The 16,096-nt window shown below is 42.6% G+C and carries 13 protein-coding genes; all 13 read left to right on the forward strand.

The features are described 5' to 3' along the window. Nucleotides 1-332: 332 nt before the first annotated feature. The 13 genes from CSX02_RS05965 to CSX02_RS06025 all read left to right on the forward strand — a co-directional run bounded on the left by CSX02_RS05965 (nt 333) and on the right by CSX02_RS06025 (nt 15,882). A complete protein-coding gene (locus tag CSX02_RS05965) occupies nt 333-833 on the forward strand; it encodes an SEC-C metal-binding domain-containing protein (protein ID WP_099385997.1) in 501 nt (166 codons plus the stop codon). 21 nt (nt 834-854) lie between these two features. Further along, nucleotides 855-1,718: a prolipoprotein diacylglyceryl transferase gene (gene lgt, locus CSX02_RS05970; RefSeq protein WP_330676157.1), complete on the forward strand. Its 864-nt coding sequence runs from the start codon at nt 855-857 to the stop codon at nt 1,716-1,718. A 195-nt stretch (nt 1,719-1,913) separates the two neighbouring features. Continuing rightward, complete coding sequence (locus tag CSX02_RS05975) at nt 1,914-3,566, forward strand: methyl-accepting chemotaxis protein (RefSeq protein ID WP_099385999.1); 1,653 nt, start codon at nt 1,914-1,916, stop codon at nt 3,564-3,566. Between the two features lie 243 nt (nt 3,567-3,809). Next, nucleotides 3,810-4,241, forward strand: a complete 432-nt coding sequence (gene mraZ, locus CSX02_RS05980) for a division/cell wall cluster transcriptional repressor MraZ (RefSeq protein WP_031543339.1) — start codon at nt 3,810-3,812, stop codon at nt 4,239-4,241. Nucleotides 4,242-4,258: 17 nt separating this feature from the next. Then, nucleotides 4,259-5,197 (forward strand): 16S rRNA (cytosine(1402)-N(4))-methyltransferase RsmH, encoded by a 939-nt coding sequence (gene rsmH, locus CSX02_RS05985; RefSeq protein ID WP_099386000.1) that lies wholly within the window; start codon nt 4,259-4,261, stop codon nt 5,195-5,197. Between the two features lie 9 nt (nt 5,198-5,206). Further along, on the forward strand, nt 5,207-5,677 hold the full coding sequence (locus CSX02_RS05990; protein ID WP_099386001.1) for an FtsB/FtsL family cell division protein: 471 nt from the start codon (nt 5,207-5,209) through the stop codon (nt 5,675-5,677). A gap of 66 nt (nt 5,678-5,743) precedes the next feature. Continuing rightward, entirely contained in the window at nt 5,744-7,747 is a 2,004-nt protein-coding gene (locus tag CSX02_RS05995) for a peptidoglycan D,D-transpeptidase FtsI family protein (RefSeq protein WP_099386034.1), read from the forward strand. Nucleotides 7,748-7,791: 44 nt separating this feature from the next. Further along, a complete protein-coding gene (gene murD / locus CSX02_RS06000) occupies nt 7,792-9,144 on the forward strand; it encodes a UDP-N-acetylmuramoyl-L-alanine--D-glutamate ligase (RefSeq protein ID WP_031543330.1) in 1,353 nt (450 codons plus the stop codon). Beyond that, nucleotides 9,134-10,243 carry an FtsW/RodA/SpoVE family cell cycle protein gene (locus tag CSX02_RS06005; RefSeq protein ID WP_031543328.1) on the forward strand — a complete coding sequence of 370 codons (1,110 nt, stop codon included), beginning with the start codon at nt 9,134-9,136 and terminating at the stop codon, nt 10,241-10,243. Before murD ends, CSX02_RS06005 begins: the two co-directional genes overlap by 11 nt. A gap of 52 nt (nt 10,244-10,295) precedes the next feature. Beyond that, the gene (locus CSX02_RS06010) at nt 10,296-11,024 is read left to right on the forward strand and encodes a cell division protein FtsQ/DivIB (protein WP_242970427.1); all 729 of its coding nucleotides are present in this window, start codon (nt 10,296-10,298) and stop codon (nt 11,022-11,024) included. A 72-nt stretch (nt 11,025-11,096) separates the two neighbouring features. Next, on the forward strand, nt 11,097-12,326 hold the full coding sequence (gene ftsZ, locus CSX02_RS06015; RefSeq protein ID WP_099386003.1) for a cell division protein FtsZ: 1,230 nt from the start codon (nt 11,097-11,099) through the stop codon (nt 12,324-12,326). Nucleotides 12,327-12,492: 166 nt separating this feature from the next. Beyond that, the gene (gene argS / locus CSX02_RS06020; protein ID WP_099386004.1) at nt 12,493-14,280 is read left to right on the forward strand and encodes an arginine--tRNA ligase; all 1,788 of its coding nucleotides are present in this window, start codon (nt 12,493-12,495) and stop codon (nt 14,278-14,280) included. Between the two features lie 9 nt (nt 14,281-14,289). Beyond that, on the forward strand, nt 14,290-15,882 hold the full coding sequence (locus CSX02_RS06025; RefSeq protein ID WP_031543316.1) for a peptide chain release factor 3: 1,593 nt from the start codon (nt 14,290-14,292) through the stop codon (nt 15,880-15,882). The last annotated feature ends 214 nt before the right edge of the window (nt 15,883-16,096 follow it).

Here is a 16,096-nt window from a genome sequence, read left to right on the forward strand (position 1 = left end):
ATAGCGCACTCCAATTCACCCGGGTATCCTTTAGATGAGAAGTACATATACGAAAGTTTTTGGTGTCCGCCAACCATAAAACTTTTTTCAAAATTGTACAGGCATGCAAAAGACACATGTAAATCAGGATGCGAGCGTTTGCATATATGAAAACCAAAATATTCTTGCAAAGTGAAGGGGTACTGGGTTTATGGACTGAGGATGCTAGGCAATACATGTTGTGAATGGTAACGAGAAGGGAGATAGAACGGTTGCGTAGGAGGCGTGAAAATGGTATAATTTTCGAGTGGCAAAAGTCACGTAGATTATGAAGAAAGAAAGGCAGTTGTAGAATGGCTTTATTACAGGAATGGCAGAAAATTGCTTACAATGAGAAAACAAATAAAGGGGAGTTACAGAGATTCTGGCAGAACTATTTCTTGCTTGAAAAGAGCGTATATGAGAAATTGTTGACCAATCCGGATGAAAAGGTTGAAGGAACCGTGAAGGAATTGGCAGAGAAGTATGGTTTGTCTACTCTGGAGATGGCAGGATTTTTGGATGGAATCAATGATTCCCTTGTGACTCCGAATCCAATTGAAGAGATGGAGGAAGATACAAAGGTATCGCTTGCATTTGATAAAGAAAAGCTCTACAAGAACATGGTTGATGCAAAGGCAGACTGGCTGTATGAGCTCCCGATGTGGGATGAAATCTTCGATGCAGAGACAAAGAAAGCATTGTATCTGGAACAGAAGAAGTCCGGTACGGTTATAGTCGGCAAAAAGGTCGGAAGAAACGATCCATGTCCATGCGGAAGCGGAAAGAAATACAAATTCTGCTGTGGCAAATAGTAGAGGAATAATATTGTGGATATGAATATCAATTTCCCGCATTTGCATATTTTCTTGTCGCATGTGGGAAAAGCAATAAAAATCGGTGATTTTTCCATTGCATATTACGGAATCGTTATTGCACTGGGGATGCTTGCAGGACTGGGAATTGCCTGCTGGAAAGCAAAACAGACGGATCAGAATCCGGAGACCTATGTGGATTTGGCTTTGATTGCGATAGTGTGTTCTTTGATTGGAGCCCGCATTTACTATGTTCTCTTTGAATGGGAATATTACAGTAAGCATCCGGCTTCCATCATCAATGTCAGAGAAGGTGGCCTGGCGATTTACGGCGGTGTCATTGCGGCAATTATTACAACATTTGTCTTTTCAAAGGTAAAGAAGATTCCGTATGGCAGATTGTGCGATACGGCAGGACTGGGACTGGTTCTGGGACAAATCATCGGCCGCTGGGGCAATTTTTTTAACAGAGAAGCATTCGGTGGATACACGGACAACCTTTTTGCAATGCAATTACCGTTGTCGGCAGTCCGTTCCGGGGATTTGACGGATCAACTGTTAGAACATCAGGTGGTAGTTGACGGAGTCAGATATATTCAGGTTCATCCGACCTTTTTGTATGAATCTGTATGGAATCTGTTGGTTTTGATTTGCATGTTGATTTTCTTCAACAAACGCAAATTTGAAGGAGAAGTATTCCTCTGGTATCTGGGCGGATATGGATTCGGTCGTTTTTGGATCGAACAGCTTCGCACCGATTCATTGCTTTTATGGAATACACAAATCCGCGTTTCGGCGGCGCTAGGCATGGTATTGTTTGTGGTTTCCCTTGTGTGGATTATCACGATGCGTATCCGCCTGGCTCGGCAAAAATCAGTTTCATAGTGCTTGAAAGCAGCAATTCGAATGATTCGATTGCTGCTTTTTTTGTGTGCTTTCACAGGATAAACAACAAGATATAGTGCGAAAATAAAAAGAAAAAATCGTAATTGTCAGAATTGCAAGAACATATTATAATTACCAATGGGTATTTTTATATGGTATTGGTAGCATGAGGGTATAGTACATGGAGGGTGTTTTATGGAAAACACGAGAAAACAGGCATCTCTGAAGGTGCTGCTGAGTGGATTGGTAATGCTGGCAATGATTTTTGTGGGGTTTGCTGCTACGCTTGTAGGAGTGATTAACCTGAGGAGAGGAATGGAAGAGGAGGTTGCGACCGGTGTGCTGGCAGCCTGCAAATCCTATGCAATGGTGCTTCAATATACAAGGGACAGCGGGGATGCATCTGATCTTGAAATGGATATGAATCAGAAGACCGGATATGATTATACTTATTTTGTGGGAGATACAAGAGAACGATCCAGTATCTCCGGTGTTGTCGGAACGAAGGCTTCCGATGCTGTTATCGATGCTGTAATTAAAAACAAACAGAGCTATCAGGCGCAGAATGTGGTGATAAATGGCGAAAAATATTATGTGGCATATGAACCGTTACTGGATGATCAAAGCGGTGAAGTGTATGGTATGGCCTTTGTTGGAATGAAAAAAATTAATATTTCAACCTATATCAATGACCGTATTAAGCTTATGATTACAATTGCCGCCATAATCATCATTGTCCTGACAGTTCTGACTCTTTTATATGTATTGCAGATTATCAAAGCAATTCAGGAAAGCGTCAGTGCTGTTCAACAGATGGCAACCGGCGATTTGAATATCCACTTGAGCGATCGTGTAAGAAACAGACGGGATGAGCTCGGTGATATGGCACGGGCACTGGATCAGATGGCTGACAAGGTGCGCTCTGTCATTGGAAATGCAAGGTTGTCATCCGGAGAAATGGATGATTCGGCAGGATATCTGTATGATACGGTTCAAACCATTACAGAGACTGCCGACAATGTGACCATTGCGGTTTCGAATGTGGCGACCGGTGCTTCAAGCCAGGCAGAGTCATTGCAGGAAGCTGTCGAGAGTGTCGCTGAGATTAATCAGGCGGTTACCCTGATTATCGAAAATACAAAATCCATGCAGGAACTGGCGGATTCCATGAAACTGAATTCCGGTGCGAGCCAGGATAAATTGACAGAATTGCGCATGTCGACAAGAGAGAGTATCAAGGCAATTGATGGCATTGTGGAATTGATTGGCAATACCAATACTGCGGTCAGCACCATCAGCGAAGCGGTTACCATTATCGATGCGATTGCAGCGCAGACCAATCTGTTGTCGTTAAATGCCAGCATAGAGGCTGCGCGTGCGGGAGAAGCAGGCAAGGGATTTGCCGTTGTTGCGGATGAAATCAGACAGCTGGCTGATCAGTCTGCGGATGCGGCAAGAAATATTCAGGAAGCCATGAAGGGATTGGCATCCGATTCCAATAAGACGATGGAAGAGGCCGGTACCGTACAGGAGACTATCAGTAAACAGAGAAGTACCATTCATCGTACGATTGAGCAGGTTGATGCATTGATTTCGGATATCCAGCAATCACTTGCACTGACCGATCAGATCGTTGAAAATGTAGAACGGTCGGAAAAGGCAAGCGGTGTGATTGGAGAGATTATTACCAGCCTCTCCGCAATTTCACAGGAGAATGCAGCAAGTTCAGAAGAAACAAGAGCTTCCATGCAGGAATTGTCCGATACCATGCAGATGCTTTCGGATAAGGCAAACAGTCTGAATGATGTTGCAAAAGTACTCGATCATGAAATGGGATTCTTCCGTTAGAGAGAAAAAAGGGTCTTGAATTGAATGCAAATTGAATAAAAAATGACAAAAAGCACTTGCGATCAGCAAGTGCTTTTTTTGTTGCAATGGCTAGGATAAAAGTCACGAAAAACCTTGATTTTTCAAGATTTGTGGTGTATTATATAGAAAAGTGGTGGAAAGTGGTACAAAATTCCATCAAAGTGGAGCAAAGTGGTGGATAAGTTGAAAACTTAGTGGATAAAGGAAAGGAGGAAAGCCGACATGTTCATGGGCGAATACAATCACTCAATAGATGCAAAAGGTCGAATGATCGTACCATCCAAATTTCGTGAGCAGCTCGGCAACGAATTTGTGGTAACAAAGGGACTGGATGGATGCCTGTTTGTTTATTCCCAGGAAGAATGGAACCGCATTGAAGAATCCTTTCGAGAGAAACCACTGACCTCAAAAGATGCAAGAAAATTTATGAGATTTTTCTTCGCAGGTGCAGCAAACTGCGAAGTGGATAAGCAGGGAAGAATTTTACTTCCGGCAAATCTGAGAGAATATGCCGCAATCGAAAAAGATATCGTATCCGTTGGCGTTTTAAGCCGTGTGGAAATCTGGAGTAAGGAACGCTGGAACGAGAGTGGCGATTATGAAGATATGGATGAAATTGCAGAACATATGGCAGAACTTGGAATTGGCATCTAAGAATTGGAAGCAAAGATATGGATTTTAAACATTACTCAGTCCTGTTGGACGAATGCATAGAAAATTTGAATATCAAGCCGGATGGAATTTATGTTGACGGAACCTTAGGCGGTGGCGGACATTCTTATCAGATTGCCTCACGTCTGACTTCCGGGGGACGTCTGATTGGAATCGATCAGGATGCTGATGCGATTGCGGCTGCATCCAAGCGCCTTGAAGAATTTCAGGATAGGGTGACCATTGTAAGAAGCAATTATTCGGACATGGTTCATGTGCTTGATCAGCTTGGAATTCAAAAAGTGGATGGTATTTTGCTGGATCTCGGTGTTTCTTCTTTTCAGCTGGATACACCGGATCGCGGCTTCACATATCGTGTGGAATCTGCACCGTTGGATATGAGAATGGACAAGCGTCAGGAGATGACCGCAGAGACAATTGTGAATACATATTCCGAAAAAGAATTGTTCCGTATTATCCGTGATTACGGAGAAGACCGTTTCGCACAGAATATTGCAAAGCATATTTGTCTGGCAAGACAGGAACAACCGATTAAGACAACAGGCCAGCTGAATGCGATTATCGACCGGGCGATTCCGGCCAAGGTGAAGAAGACGGGCGGACATCCTTCCAAGCGAACCTATCAGGCAATTCGTATTGAATTAAATCAGGAATTGACTGTATTGCAGGAACATTTGGACGAGATGATAGAATTGCTGAATCTGGGAGGTAGATTATGTATTATCACCTTCCATTCCTTAGAAGACAGAATAGTAAAATCTTCTTTTAAAAAGAATGAAAATCCGTGCACCTGCCCACCAAACTTTCCGGTGTGTGTATGCGGAAACAAATCGAAAGGCACTGTAATCAGCCGCAAACCGATTTTGCCGAGTGAGGAAGAACTCGCTGCAAATTCACGGAGTAAAAGTGCAAAATTGAGAGTGTTTGAAAGAAAGTAGGAAGAGCCTATGGAAACAAGAAATTATTATGTAGAAGGAAATACAATAAGAGCAGCCGCACCGCAGCGTGTGCCGCGCAGAGATCCTCACGTAATTGAAAGAGAGCGTAAGCAGAAAAACAGAAGAAATGCAGTCAGAAGGAACAGAGAGCGCGAACTTGCAATGAACTTTGGCTTTGTTGCATTTTTGACTGTATGTGTTATACTGTGTGCTGCCTCTTGTGTATTTCTTGTTAAGGCGCAGTCAAATGCAACATTGAATTTAAAGAATATTGCCACACTTGAAAGTGAAGTGACAACCTTGCGCACAAAGAACGATGAAATGGAAAAGTATTTGAATACATCTGTTGATTTGAACAAGATTAAAGAAATCGCAATGGACGAACTGGGAATGAAATATGCAAGTGAAGATCAGATTGTTTATTATCATGTAGACAAAAACAATTATATGGATCAATATGGGGATATTCCTGTAAAGTAGGAGCATCACATGGCACAACAGCAAAAGAAGAGGAAGAAAAGAAAAAGTAAAAAATTTCCTTTGTATATGAAGAGCAAGCTGGTAGTATTTTTCGGAATATTGCTGGCTTGCCTTTGTGCACTTATTGGACGCATTATGTATATCGAATATCATAATGGTGAGGAATACAAAAAACTGGTTTTGTCAAAACAGGATTATGACAGCAAGATTATTCCTTATCAAAGAGGAGATATTCTTGATACCAACGGTACGGTACTTGCCACAAGCGTAGCTGTCTATAATATTATTCTCGACTGCAAAGTGCTGACTTCGGATGAAAAATATATTGAACCGACCGTAACGGCATTGTTAAGCTGTTTTCCCAAAAAATTAAAAGAAGAAGAAATTCGAAAATATATCGCGGAAGAACAGAAACGCGCCTATATTATTCTGGCAAAAGGATTAAGCTATGATGAAGTGCAAAAATTTGTCAAACTTCAGGAAGAGGTTGATGATAAAGGGAAAAAGAAAAATCCGGATATCAATGGCGTGTGGTTTGAAACGGAATACAAGCGTTCATATCCTTATAAGACGCTGGCTGCCGATGTCATTGGATTTACCTCCGCAGGAGATGTCGGAACCACAGGACTCGAGCATTATTATGATGATGTATTAAATGGAATCAACGGACGCGAATACGGCTACTTAAACAGCAACAGCGACTATGAAAAAACGGTCATCGCACCTGAGGACGGTGACAGCATCGTGATTTCCATTGATGAAAATATTCAGGCAATCGTAGAAAAGAAGATTGCGGAATTCAATGAGGCATATACCAACAATAAGACCAAGGGGCCGGGCGCGAAGAATATCGCGGTTGTGATGCAAAATCCGAATACCGGAGAGATTATTGCGATGGCGAGCTATCCGACATTTGATTTGTCAAAGCCGCGAGACCTGAGTGCATATTATACGAAGAAGCAGATCAAGAAAATGTCACAGGAAGAAACTTATGCGGCATTAAATGAAATCTGGAAGAATTATTGTGTGACTGAGACCTATGAGCCGGGATCGGTGCAAAAGCCTTTTACGGTTGCTTGTGGACTTGAAACAGGAACTGTAAAGCAAAGTGATACATTTTATTGTGACGGATATGAGGTATTCGGACCGGACAAAATTCACTGTTTCGACCGAAGTGGTCATGGAACGGAAACGGTGGAAGGAGCGCTGATGGATTCCTGCAACGACTCGCTGATGCAGATGTCTTATCAGATTGGTGCTGAGAAATTCCTCGAATATCAGTCTATTTTCGGATTTGGTCAGAAAACAGGAATTGATTTGCCGGGTGAAGCGTATACGGCCAGCCTGATCTATACACTGGATAAAATCAAACCGGTCGATCTGGCAACAAACTCATTCGGACAGAATTACAACTGTACAATGGTGCAGATGATTTCGGCATTTTCTTCACTGATTAACGGAGGGACCTATTACCAGCCACATATGCTGAAAAAAATAGTGGATGCAAAGGGAAATACAGTTTCGACATATTCCCCGATTGCTTTAAAACAGACCGTATCATCGTCGACAAGTGCACTGATTCGTGAATATCTTTATCATACGGTTACTTCGGGTACTGCGACTTCGGCAAAGGTGGATGGCTACTCTTTGGGCGGTAAAACCGGTACCGCACAGAAATATCCTCGTGCCGAGAAAAATTATCTGGTTTCTTTTATGGGCTTTGCACCTTATGAGAATCCGCAATTTGTGATTTATTGTGTCATTGATACACCAAATGTCGAGGATCAGGCACACAGTAGTTATGCGCTGAATCTGACACGTGAAATTTTAAAAGAAGTATATCCTTATATGAATATTTATCCGGATGAAGAAAAGACCGGAGTCAATGAAGGCAAGGATATCACCGGTGCTGTCGGCCATGACGATGCACAGCTGCAGGACGAAAACGGAGACGGATCCATTCAGGACAATCAGATTCCTGAGGAGACTCCGGGACAGGAAAACCAGCAAAATGGTCAGGCTAGTCAGGATGAACAGGACGAACAGGATGATCCTGATAATCCGGAATAAACAGAATTGTAATCAATAAAAATAAAAGGGAAGAGAGGAACAAAATGAGCGAAAAGTATTTGGTATTCGGAACCGGAAAAAGCGGAATCGCAGCAGCCGGTCTGTTGATGAATGAAGAGAAAGACATTTGCTTTTTTGAAGGCAACAGTGCATTTGACAAAGCACGTTTTATTGAAGCATATCCACGGTTTCAAAATATACCGATTTATGTAGGGGAAATCGAAGATGAGATTCTCGAACAGATTGACATTGCCGTTTTGTCGCCGGGTGTGCCGACAGATTTGCCGATTGTGGAAGAAATGAAACGCAATCATATAGAAATCTGGGGTGAAATTGAGTTGGCATATCGCTTTGGCAAAGGACGTGTCATTGCAATCACCGGAACGAACGGAAAAACGACGACAACCGCATTGACGGGTGAAATTATGTCATCATATTTTTCTGATGTCCGTGTGGTAGGAAATATTGGAATTCCGTATACCCAGCGTGTGGAAAAGTCGACGGATGAGACGGTTTTCGTGGCGGAGGTTTCTTCCTTCCAGCTTGAAACCATTCATGAATTTCACCCAAGTGTATCCGCAATTTTAAATATCACACCGGATCATTTGAACAGACATCATACAATGGAAAATTATATCAAGGCAAAGGAAGATGTTACTTTAAACCAGACGAAAGAGGAAGTCTGTGTGCTCAATTATGAAGATGAAGTGCTTCGTGAATTTGCCGGAAAATGCAATGCACGCGTCGTTTTCTTTAGCAGCATGCATGTTCTTGAAGAAGGCTTTTATTACAAAAATGAAAAAATATATTATGCAACCGCCGGTACAACAACGGAAGTGATTTCGGTCAATGACCTGAATATTCTCGGAATCCACAATTTTGAGAATGTGATGGCTGCCTGTGCAATGGCAGTTTCCATGGGCGTTCCGATGGAAAATATTGTGGATACCCTCAAGAATTTTACTGCCGTGGAGCATCGAATCGAATTTGTCAAAGAAGTCGACGGTGTTGTATATTATAATGATTCCAAGGGTACGAATCCGGATGCGGCAATCAAGGGAATTTCGGCGATGAATCGTCCGACCTGGCTGATTGGCGGTGGATATGACAAAGGATCGGAATTCGATGAATGGATAGAGAGCTTCGGCGGCAAGGTAAAAGGCCTTGTTCTGATCGGGCAGACCGCAGAAAAGATTAAGGAATGCGCAAACCGTCATGGCTTTTATGATGTTGTCATTCTCAAGGAGTTCAAGGAAGCGGTTGATTATTGTCACGACCATGCAAAGAGTGGAGAAGCTGTTTTACTATCCCCTGCATGTGCAAGCTGGGGCATGTTTGACAATTATGAACAAAGAGGAAGCATTTTTAAAGAAATTGTAAGAGACTATGGAAAGTAAAAGAAGATTTTACTTCGACTATTCGCTACTGTTTATATTGATTTTTTTGATATTTTTCGGACTGGTTATGCTATATAGTTCCAGTTCATATCTGTCAGCAAACAAATTTGGCGATAGTGGACATTATTTAAAACTTCAGATACGAAATCTTTTGTTTGGACTGGTTGCAATGGCCTTTCTTACATTTGTGGATTACCGCATTTGGAAAAGATGGGGTACTGCTTTGTATGTGCTGGCAATGCTTTTGTGCCTTGCGGTATATATTCCGGGACTCGGAAGAGCTTCACACGGTTCGGCCCGCTGGCTGTATCTGGGACCAATCAGCTTTCAGCCATCGGAGGTTGCCAAAGTTGCATCGATTTTTTTCCTGGCCATGTTCATTGAGCATGCGCCGCATGCAATGTATTCGGTGCGAAATATTTTTAAAGTAATTATTGTAATGTTTCCGCTGGTGGGAGTGGTTGCATATATGAACCTTTCGACCGCAATCATTTTATTTGGCATCTGCGCCTGTATGATTTTTGTCGCAAGCCCAAAATACAAGCCGTTTGGCGTTTTGGTCATTTCTGCAATCATGGTAGGAGCAATCTTTGTCTCCATTGCAGGATATCGAATGGCGCGTATTCAGACCTGGCTGCATCCGGAGAATGCAAGCGGGGATGATGTATATCAGACCCTGCAGGGACTGTATGCCATCGGCTCAGGCGGATTATTCGGCAAAGGCCTGGGACAGAGTATGCAAAAGCTCGGCAATGTGCCGGAATCGCAAAATGATTTTATTTTTACGATTATCTGCGAAGAATTGGGCCTGTTTGGTGCAATCTGTACCATATTGCTCTATGCTTTGATTTTATGGCGCATGATGGTGATTGCAAATAATGCGGCCGATCTGTATGGCTCTTTGCTGGTGGTTGGAATCATGGCGCATTTGGCAATTCAGGTAATATTGAATATTGCTGTTGTTACCAATTCCATTCCGAATACCGGTATTACACTTCCATTCATCAGTTACGGAGGTACTTCCGTATCGATATTGATGGCGGAGATGGGAGTCGTGCTGGGCGTGTCCCGACAGATTCGACTGGACAATATTCGCTGACAGAAATAGAAAAGGTATCTATATGATCAAAGAGGAACGAAAAAAAGAACGAATGAAAAAGCGACGGCGCAAAGCCGCCGGAATCATATTTTTGATATTGATCATTGTTCTTGGTGGCGGATTTGCAATAGGATGGACCTGTTTTCGCATCAAGACGGTAGAAGTGGAGGGCAATGCACTCTACGAGAATTCGGTGATTGAGAACGCTGTGCTCAATGACAAATATTCATGGAACAGTATCTATGTATATTTGAAATATAAATTTACATCGATGGATCCCATTCCTTTTGTGGATACGGTTGAAATCAAACTGGACAGCCCGAGCAAATTACATATCACAGTATATGAAAAAGGTGTAATGGGATATTTTTATGACGAGAATGAAGATGCAAATGTCTATTTTGATAAAGATGGCTTTGTAGCGGAAATCTCGCAGAGAGTCATCGAAGGAGTCCCGATGATCAAGGGACTGCAATGTGATTCCATTCAGCTGTACGAGAAACTTTCCATCGAACAATCACTGCTGGATGACCTGTTGACATTGACGCAGACTTTAAAAAGAGAGAAACTGGTTCCGGACTCCATTGTATACGGAAGAGAGAATTCTCCGATTCTGATCTATCAAAATATATGGGTTCCGCTTGGAACAGTGGAGCAAATTACACAAAAAGTAGAACATTTGGCACAGATTTTACCAAAGTTAAAAGGTGAAAGCGGAATGTTGCATTTGGAAAACTGGACAGAAGATTCCCCAAATATTGTTTTTGACAGAGATGAGTAAATTTTTTGTTGATTATTTGCGGGAAAAATTATATTATAATCTATATGATTGGAAATAGAGGAGGAAAGACCTTTGCTTGAGATAAGAACGACAGAAGCAGAATCCGGCGCAAAGATTATTGTGATCGGCGTAGGTGGTGCAGGAAATAATGCAGTCGATCGCATGATCGAAGAAAATATCGGGGGAGTTGAATTTGTAGGGGTAAATACGGACCAGCAGGCATTAAAGCTTTGCAAAGCTCCGACATTGATTCAGATTGGAGAGAAGCTTACCAAGGGTCTCGGAGCCGGTGCGCAGCCTGAGATCGGTGAGAAAGCAGCTGAGGAGAGTGCAGAAGAATTATCTGCAGCTATTAAAGGCGCTGATATGGTATTTGTCACCTGTGGTATGGGTGGAGGAACCGGAACCGGTGCTGCTCCGGTTGTTGCCAGAATCGCAAAAGAAATGGGTATTCTCACTGTCGGTGTAGTTACAAAACCTTTCAAATTTGAAGCTAAGCAAAGAATGATCAATGCAATCTCCGGAATTGAGAGACTTCAGTCCAATGTAGATACATTGATCGTGATTCCTAATGATAAATTGCTTGAAATTGTTGATCGCCGTACAACCATGCCGGAAGCATTGAAGAAGGCTGATGAGGTATTACAGCAGGCTGTTCAGGGTATTACCGACCTGATTAATCTCCCTGCATTGATTAACCTTGACTTCGCAGATGTACAGACCGTTATGAAAGATAAGGGTATGGCTCATATCGGAATCGGTAGTGCGAAGGGTGATGAGAAGGCAATCGAGGCTGTGAAGCTGGCTGTTGCATCTCCGTTGCTTGAGACTACCATTAATGGCGCGACACATGTCATCATCAATATTTCCGGAGACATTTCTCTTATGGATGCAAATGATGCTGCAAGCTATGTACAGGAACTTGCCGGCGATAATGCAAATATTATCTTTGGTGCAAAATATGATGAATCTATGCAGGATGAAGCTACCATCACTGTTATTGCAACCGGTCTTGAGACCACAGGCAATACCGGTGCGACAGCTACAAGCCGTACGATTCCGACACCGACCATGCATTACAATCAGCCACAGACCGGCTTGAACATGAATACATCAACTGTAAATCGTCCAAGTGCACGTCCGATGAGCACTGTGAATACCACAAACACAGTGAATACGACCGCAAATGTTTCTTCCATTGGTGCGGGCCTGTCCGGTATTCAAAAACCGGCAAAACCGGAACCGACAGTTAAGCCGATGGACATTAATATTCCTGATTTCTTAAAGAATTCAAGAAGATAGCATTTTGCAAAAGATTTTAATACGATGAATACAAAAAAGAACCGACCATCAGGTCGGTTCTTTTTGATTCCGTGTCTAAACATTGCATTTTAGAGATAAATCTGATAAACTCTAAAAGTTGTACAATGCATATGGTATGGCATTATGAAATTACAAAGGAGAGAACATGAAGAAATTAATCGATGAAATCACGGCAGTTGTGACTTCTGCCTTTGTGGAAAACGGATATGATGAGAAATATGGTAAAGTTACGGTATCCAATCGTCCGGATTTGTGTGAATATCAATGTAACGGGGCGATGGCTGCAGCAAAAGAATATAAATGTGCACCATTTATGATTTCAGACAAGATTGCGGAAGCACTTGCCTCTAATCCGATGTTTTCTTCTGTGGAATCGGTTAAGCCGGGCTTTTTAAATATGATTTTGGCTCCGGAATATACCGCACAATATATGAATCGCATGAAAGAGGAACCGAAATTCGGATTGGAAACCGCAAAGAATCCGAAGACCATCATTGTGGACTACGGCGGACCGAATGTGGCAAAACCGCTTCATGTCGGACATCTTCGCTCTGCGATTATCGGTGAGTCGGTAAAGCGTATTGCAAAATATATGGGAGATACCGCAATCGGCGATGTACATCTGGGCGATTGGGGACTTCAGATGGGATTGATCATTACAGAATTACAGGTGCGCAAACCGGATCTGTGCTATTTTGATTCGTCTTTTGAGGGTGAATATCCGAAGGAAGCACCATTTACTCTTTCTGAACTAGAGGAAATTTATCCAACTGCAAGCGGCAAATCCAAAGAGGATGATGCCTTTAAGGAAGCTGCACTTGCCGCAACCAATGAATTACAGCAGGGACGCCGTGGATATCGTGCGCTTTTGCAGCATATCCTGGATATTTCCATCCCGGATTTAATGAAGAATTATGCAAATCTGAATGTGTCTTTTGAACTTTGGAAAGGTGAAAAAGATGCCGCAGAATATATCCCGGATATGGTACAGATGTTAAAAGACAAGGGCTTTGCACATGTCAGTGAGGGTGCTTTGGTGGTTGATGTCAGAGAAGAAAGCGATGCAAAAGAGATTCCGCCTTGTATCATTTTAAAGAGTGACGGATCTTCCTTATATGCGACCACAGACCTTGCAACCATGGTCTGGAGAGAGAAGGATTACCATCCGGATGCGATGGTATATCTGGCTGACAAGCGTCAGGAACTTCATTTCGTACAGTGTTTCAGAACCGCAAAAAAGGCAGGAATTGTTTCCCCAAATACGGAATTGACCTTTATCGGATTCGGTACGATGAACGGCAAAGACGGAAAACCGTTCAAGACCAGAGAAGGTGGCGTTATGCGTCTGGAAAATCTGGTAAAAGATGTCAATGACAAGATGTATGAAAAAATTTCCGAAAACAGAAAAGCCAAGGAAGAACTGGATATTTCCGAGGAAGAAGCGCGTCAGACGGCAAAGAAGATTGCACTTGCTGCAATCAAATACGGAGATTTGTCGAACCAGGCTGTCAAGGATTATGTCTTTGATATTGACCGCTTCACTTCATTTGAAGGAAATACGGGACCTTATATTCTTTATACCATCGTCCGAATCAAATCCATCCTTGCAAAATATATTGCAACCGGAAAGAATCCGGATGCAGCTGGTGCAATCCTTCCTGCAGCAAATGCAAGCGAGAAGAAGCTGAATCTTGCACTGGCAGGATTTGCCGGAGCGATTACCGGTGCCTATGAAGAAAAAGCACCGCACAAAATCTGCGCATATATTTATGAACTGGCAGAAGCATTCAACGGATTTTATCATGAGACCAAAATCCTTTCGGAAGAGGATGGTGCACGCCAGCTGTCATTTATCAAAGAATTACAATTAACAAAGGACATACTTGAAACCTGCATTGATCTGTTGGGATTTGATGCACCGGAGCGTATGTAAGGATATCATATGAGCAATTTGAAACAAGAAATTGAAAAACGCCGTACATTTGCGATTATTTCACATCCGGATGCCGGCAAGACGACATTGACCGAAAAATTCCTTCTCTATGGAGGCGCAATTAATCAGGCCGGATCGGTAAAGGGAAAGGCGACTGCCAAACATGCCGTTTCCGACTGGATGGAAATTGAAAAGCAAAGAGGTATTTCCGTTACCTCTTCGGTATTACAGTTTAATTATGACGGATATTGTATCAATATTCTCGATACCCCGGGACATCAGGACTTCTCGGAGGATACTTATCGTACCCTGATGGCTGCGGACTCAGCCGTGATGGTTATTGATGCTTCCAAAGGTGTCGAGGCACAGACCCGTAAGCTGTTTAAAGTCTGTGTGATGCGTCATATACCGATTTTCACATTTATCAATAAAATGGATCGTGATGCCAATGATACATTTGAATTATTGGATGATATCGAAAATGAGCTTGGCATTGCAACCTGCCCGATCAACTGGCCAATCGGTTCCGGAAAAGAATTCAAGGGCGTTTATGATTTGAAATCAAAGCAGGTCATGACTTTCTCGGATACCAGAAAAGGTACACAGGAGGGACAGGAAACATTGATTTCCATTGACGATCCTGCCCTTTTGGATGAAATCGGGGAAGAGAAGCGTGCGCAGCTGCTGGACGAAATTGAATTGCTCGAAGGTGCCGGAGCGGAATTTGATCAGGAACTGGTTACAAAGGGAGAATTGTCCCCTGTATTTTTCGGAAGTGCACTGACCAACTTTGGCGTGGAAACTTTCCTGCGTCATTTCCTGCAAATGACCTATGCACCGCTTTCGAGAACTTCGGACAAAGGCGAAATCAATCCTTTCTCGGAAGACTTTTCGGCTTTCGTATTTAAGATTCAGGCCAATATGAACAAAAACCATCGTGACCGCATTGCCTTTATGCGTATTGTTTCCGGTGAATTTGAGGCCGGAATGGAAGCCTATCATGTGCAGGGAGGCAAGAATATCAAGCTTGCTCAGCCACAACAGATGATGGCGGATGAACGCAAAATGGTGGACCGTGCCTGTGCCGGAGATATTATCGGTTTGTTTGATCCGGGTATTTTTTCTATCGGTGATACACTTACAACGGCAAAAGAAAAATTCTGTTTCGAGGGAATTCCGACTTTCGCCCCGGAACATTTTGCAAGATGTTCCCTGGTTGATTCCATGAAGCGAAAGCAATTCGTCAAGGGAATTACACAGATTGCGCAAGAAGGTGCAATTCAGATTTTCCAGGAATACAAGGGCGGAATGGAAGAGATTATTGTTGGCGTGGTCGGCGTGCTTCAGTTTGACGTATTGAAATTCCGTTTACAGAGCGAATATAATGTTGAAATTCGACTCGAGAATCTGCCTTATGAATACATTCGATGGATCAAGAATCCGGAGACGGTTGATATGGACCGTCTGGTCGGAACCAGTGATATGAAGAAAGTAAAAGATATGAAAGATCGTCCACTCTTAATCTTTATCAATGAGTGGAGTATCGGCATGGTACTGGATCGAAATGAAGGGCTGGAACTGGAAGAATTCAGCAGAAATTAAGACAGCATCATGAATATGAAAAAGACAAGGTCACAGGACTTTGTCTTTTTTTTGGACTGGCGCCGGTTGACAATGCTTTTGAAAAATAATTATAATAAAAAAGTCGTTTGGAGAAAAATCGGTTGACATCCACTGGAAAGTATATTAGTATAATTACAGAACCGAACGGATGTTCAGAAAGTTTGTTCGAAAATCCGTCAGGATAAAATATGAT

It is taken from the genome of Agathobacter ruminis, from assembly GCF_002735305.1.
Classification (GTDB): Bacteria; Bacillota; Clostridia; order Lachnospirales; family Lachnospiraceae; genus Roseburia; species Roseburia ruminis.

What these genes read in the sequence shown, in the direction of transcription:
- CSX02_RS05965 (WP_099385997.1), top strand. Translation starts at nt 333, where the DNA reads ATGGCTTTATTACAGGAATGGCAGAAAATTGCTTACAATGAGAAAACA.
- lgt (WP_330676157.1), top strand. Translation starts at nt 855, where the DNA reads ATGAATATCAATTTCCCGCATTTGCATATTTTCTTGTCGCATGTGGGA.
- CSX02_RS05975 (WP_099385999.1), top strand. Translation starts at nt 1,914, where the DNA reads ATGGAAAACACGAGAAAACAGGCATCTCTGAAGGTGCTGCTGAGTGGA.
- mraZ (WP_031543339.1), top strand. Translation starts at nt 3,810, where the DNA reads ATGTTCATGGGCGAATACAATCACTCAATAGATGCAAAAGGTCGAATG.
- rsmH (WP_099386000.1), top strand. Translation starts at nt 4,259, where the DNA reads ATGGATTTTAAACATTACTCAGTCCTGTTGGACGAATGCATAGAAAAT.
- CSX02_RS05990 (WP_099386001.1), top strand. Translation starts at nt 5,207, where the DNA reads ATGGAAACAAGAAATTATTATGTAGAAGGAAATACAATAAGAGCAGCC.
- CSX02_RS05995 (WP_099386034.1), top strand. Translation starts at nt 5,744, where the DNA reads ATGAAGAGCAAGCTGGTAGTATTTTTCGGAATATTGCTGGCTTGCCTT.
- murD (WP_031543330.1), top strand. Translation starts at nt 7,792, where the DNA reads ATGAGCGAAAAGTATTTGGTATTCGGAACCGGAAAAAGCGGAATCGCA.
- CSX02_RS06005 (WP_031543328.1), top strand. Translation starts at nt 9,134, where the DNA reads ATGGAAAGTAAAAGAAGATTTTACTTCGACTATTCGCTACTGTTTATA.
- CSX02_RS06010 (WP_242970427.1), top strand. Translation starts at nt 10,296, where the DNA reads ATGAAAAAGCGACGGCGCAAAGCCGCCGGAATCATATTTTTGATATTG.
- argS (WP_099386004.1), top strand. Translation starts at nt 12,493, where the DNA reads ATGAAGAAATTAATCGATGAAATCACGGCAGTTGTGACTTCTGCCTTT.
- CSX02_RS06025 (WP_031543316.1), top strand. Translation starts at nt 14,290, where the DNA reads ATGAGCAATTTGAAACAAGAAATTGAAAAACGCCGTACATTTGCGATT.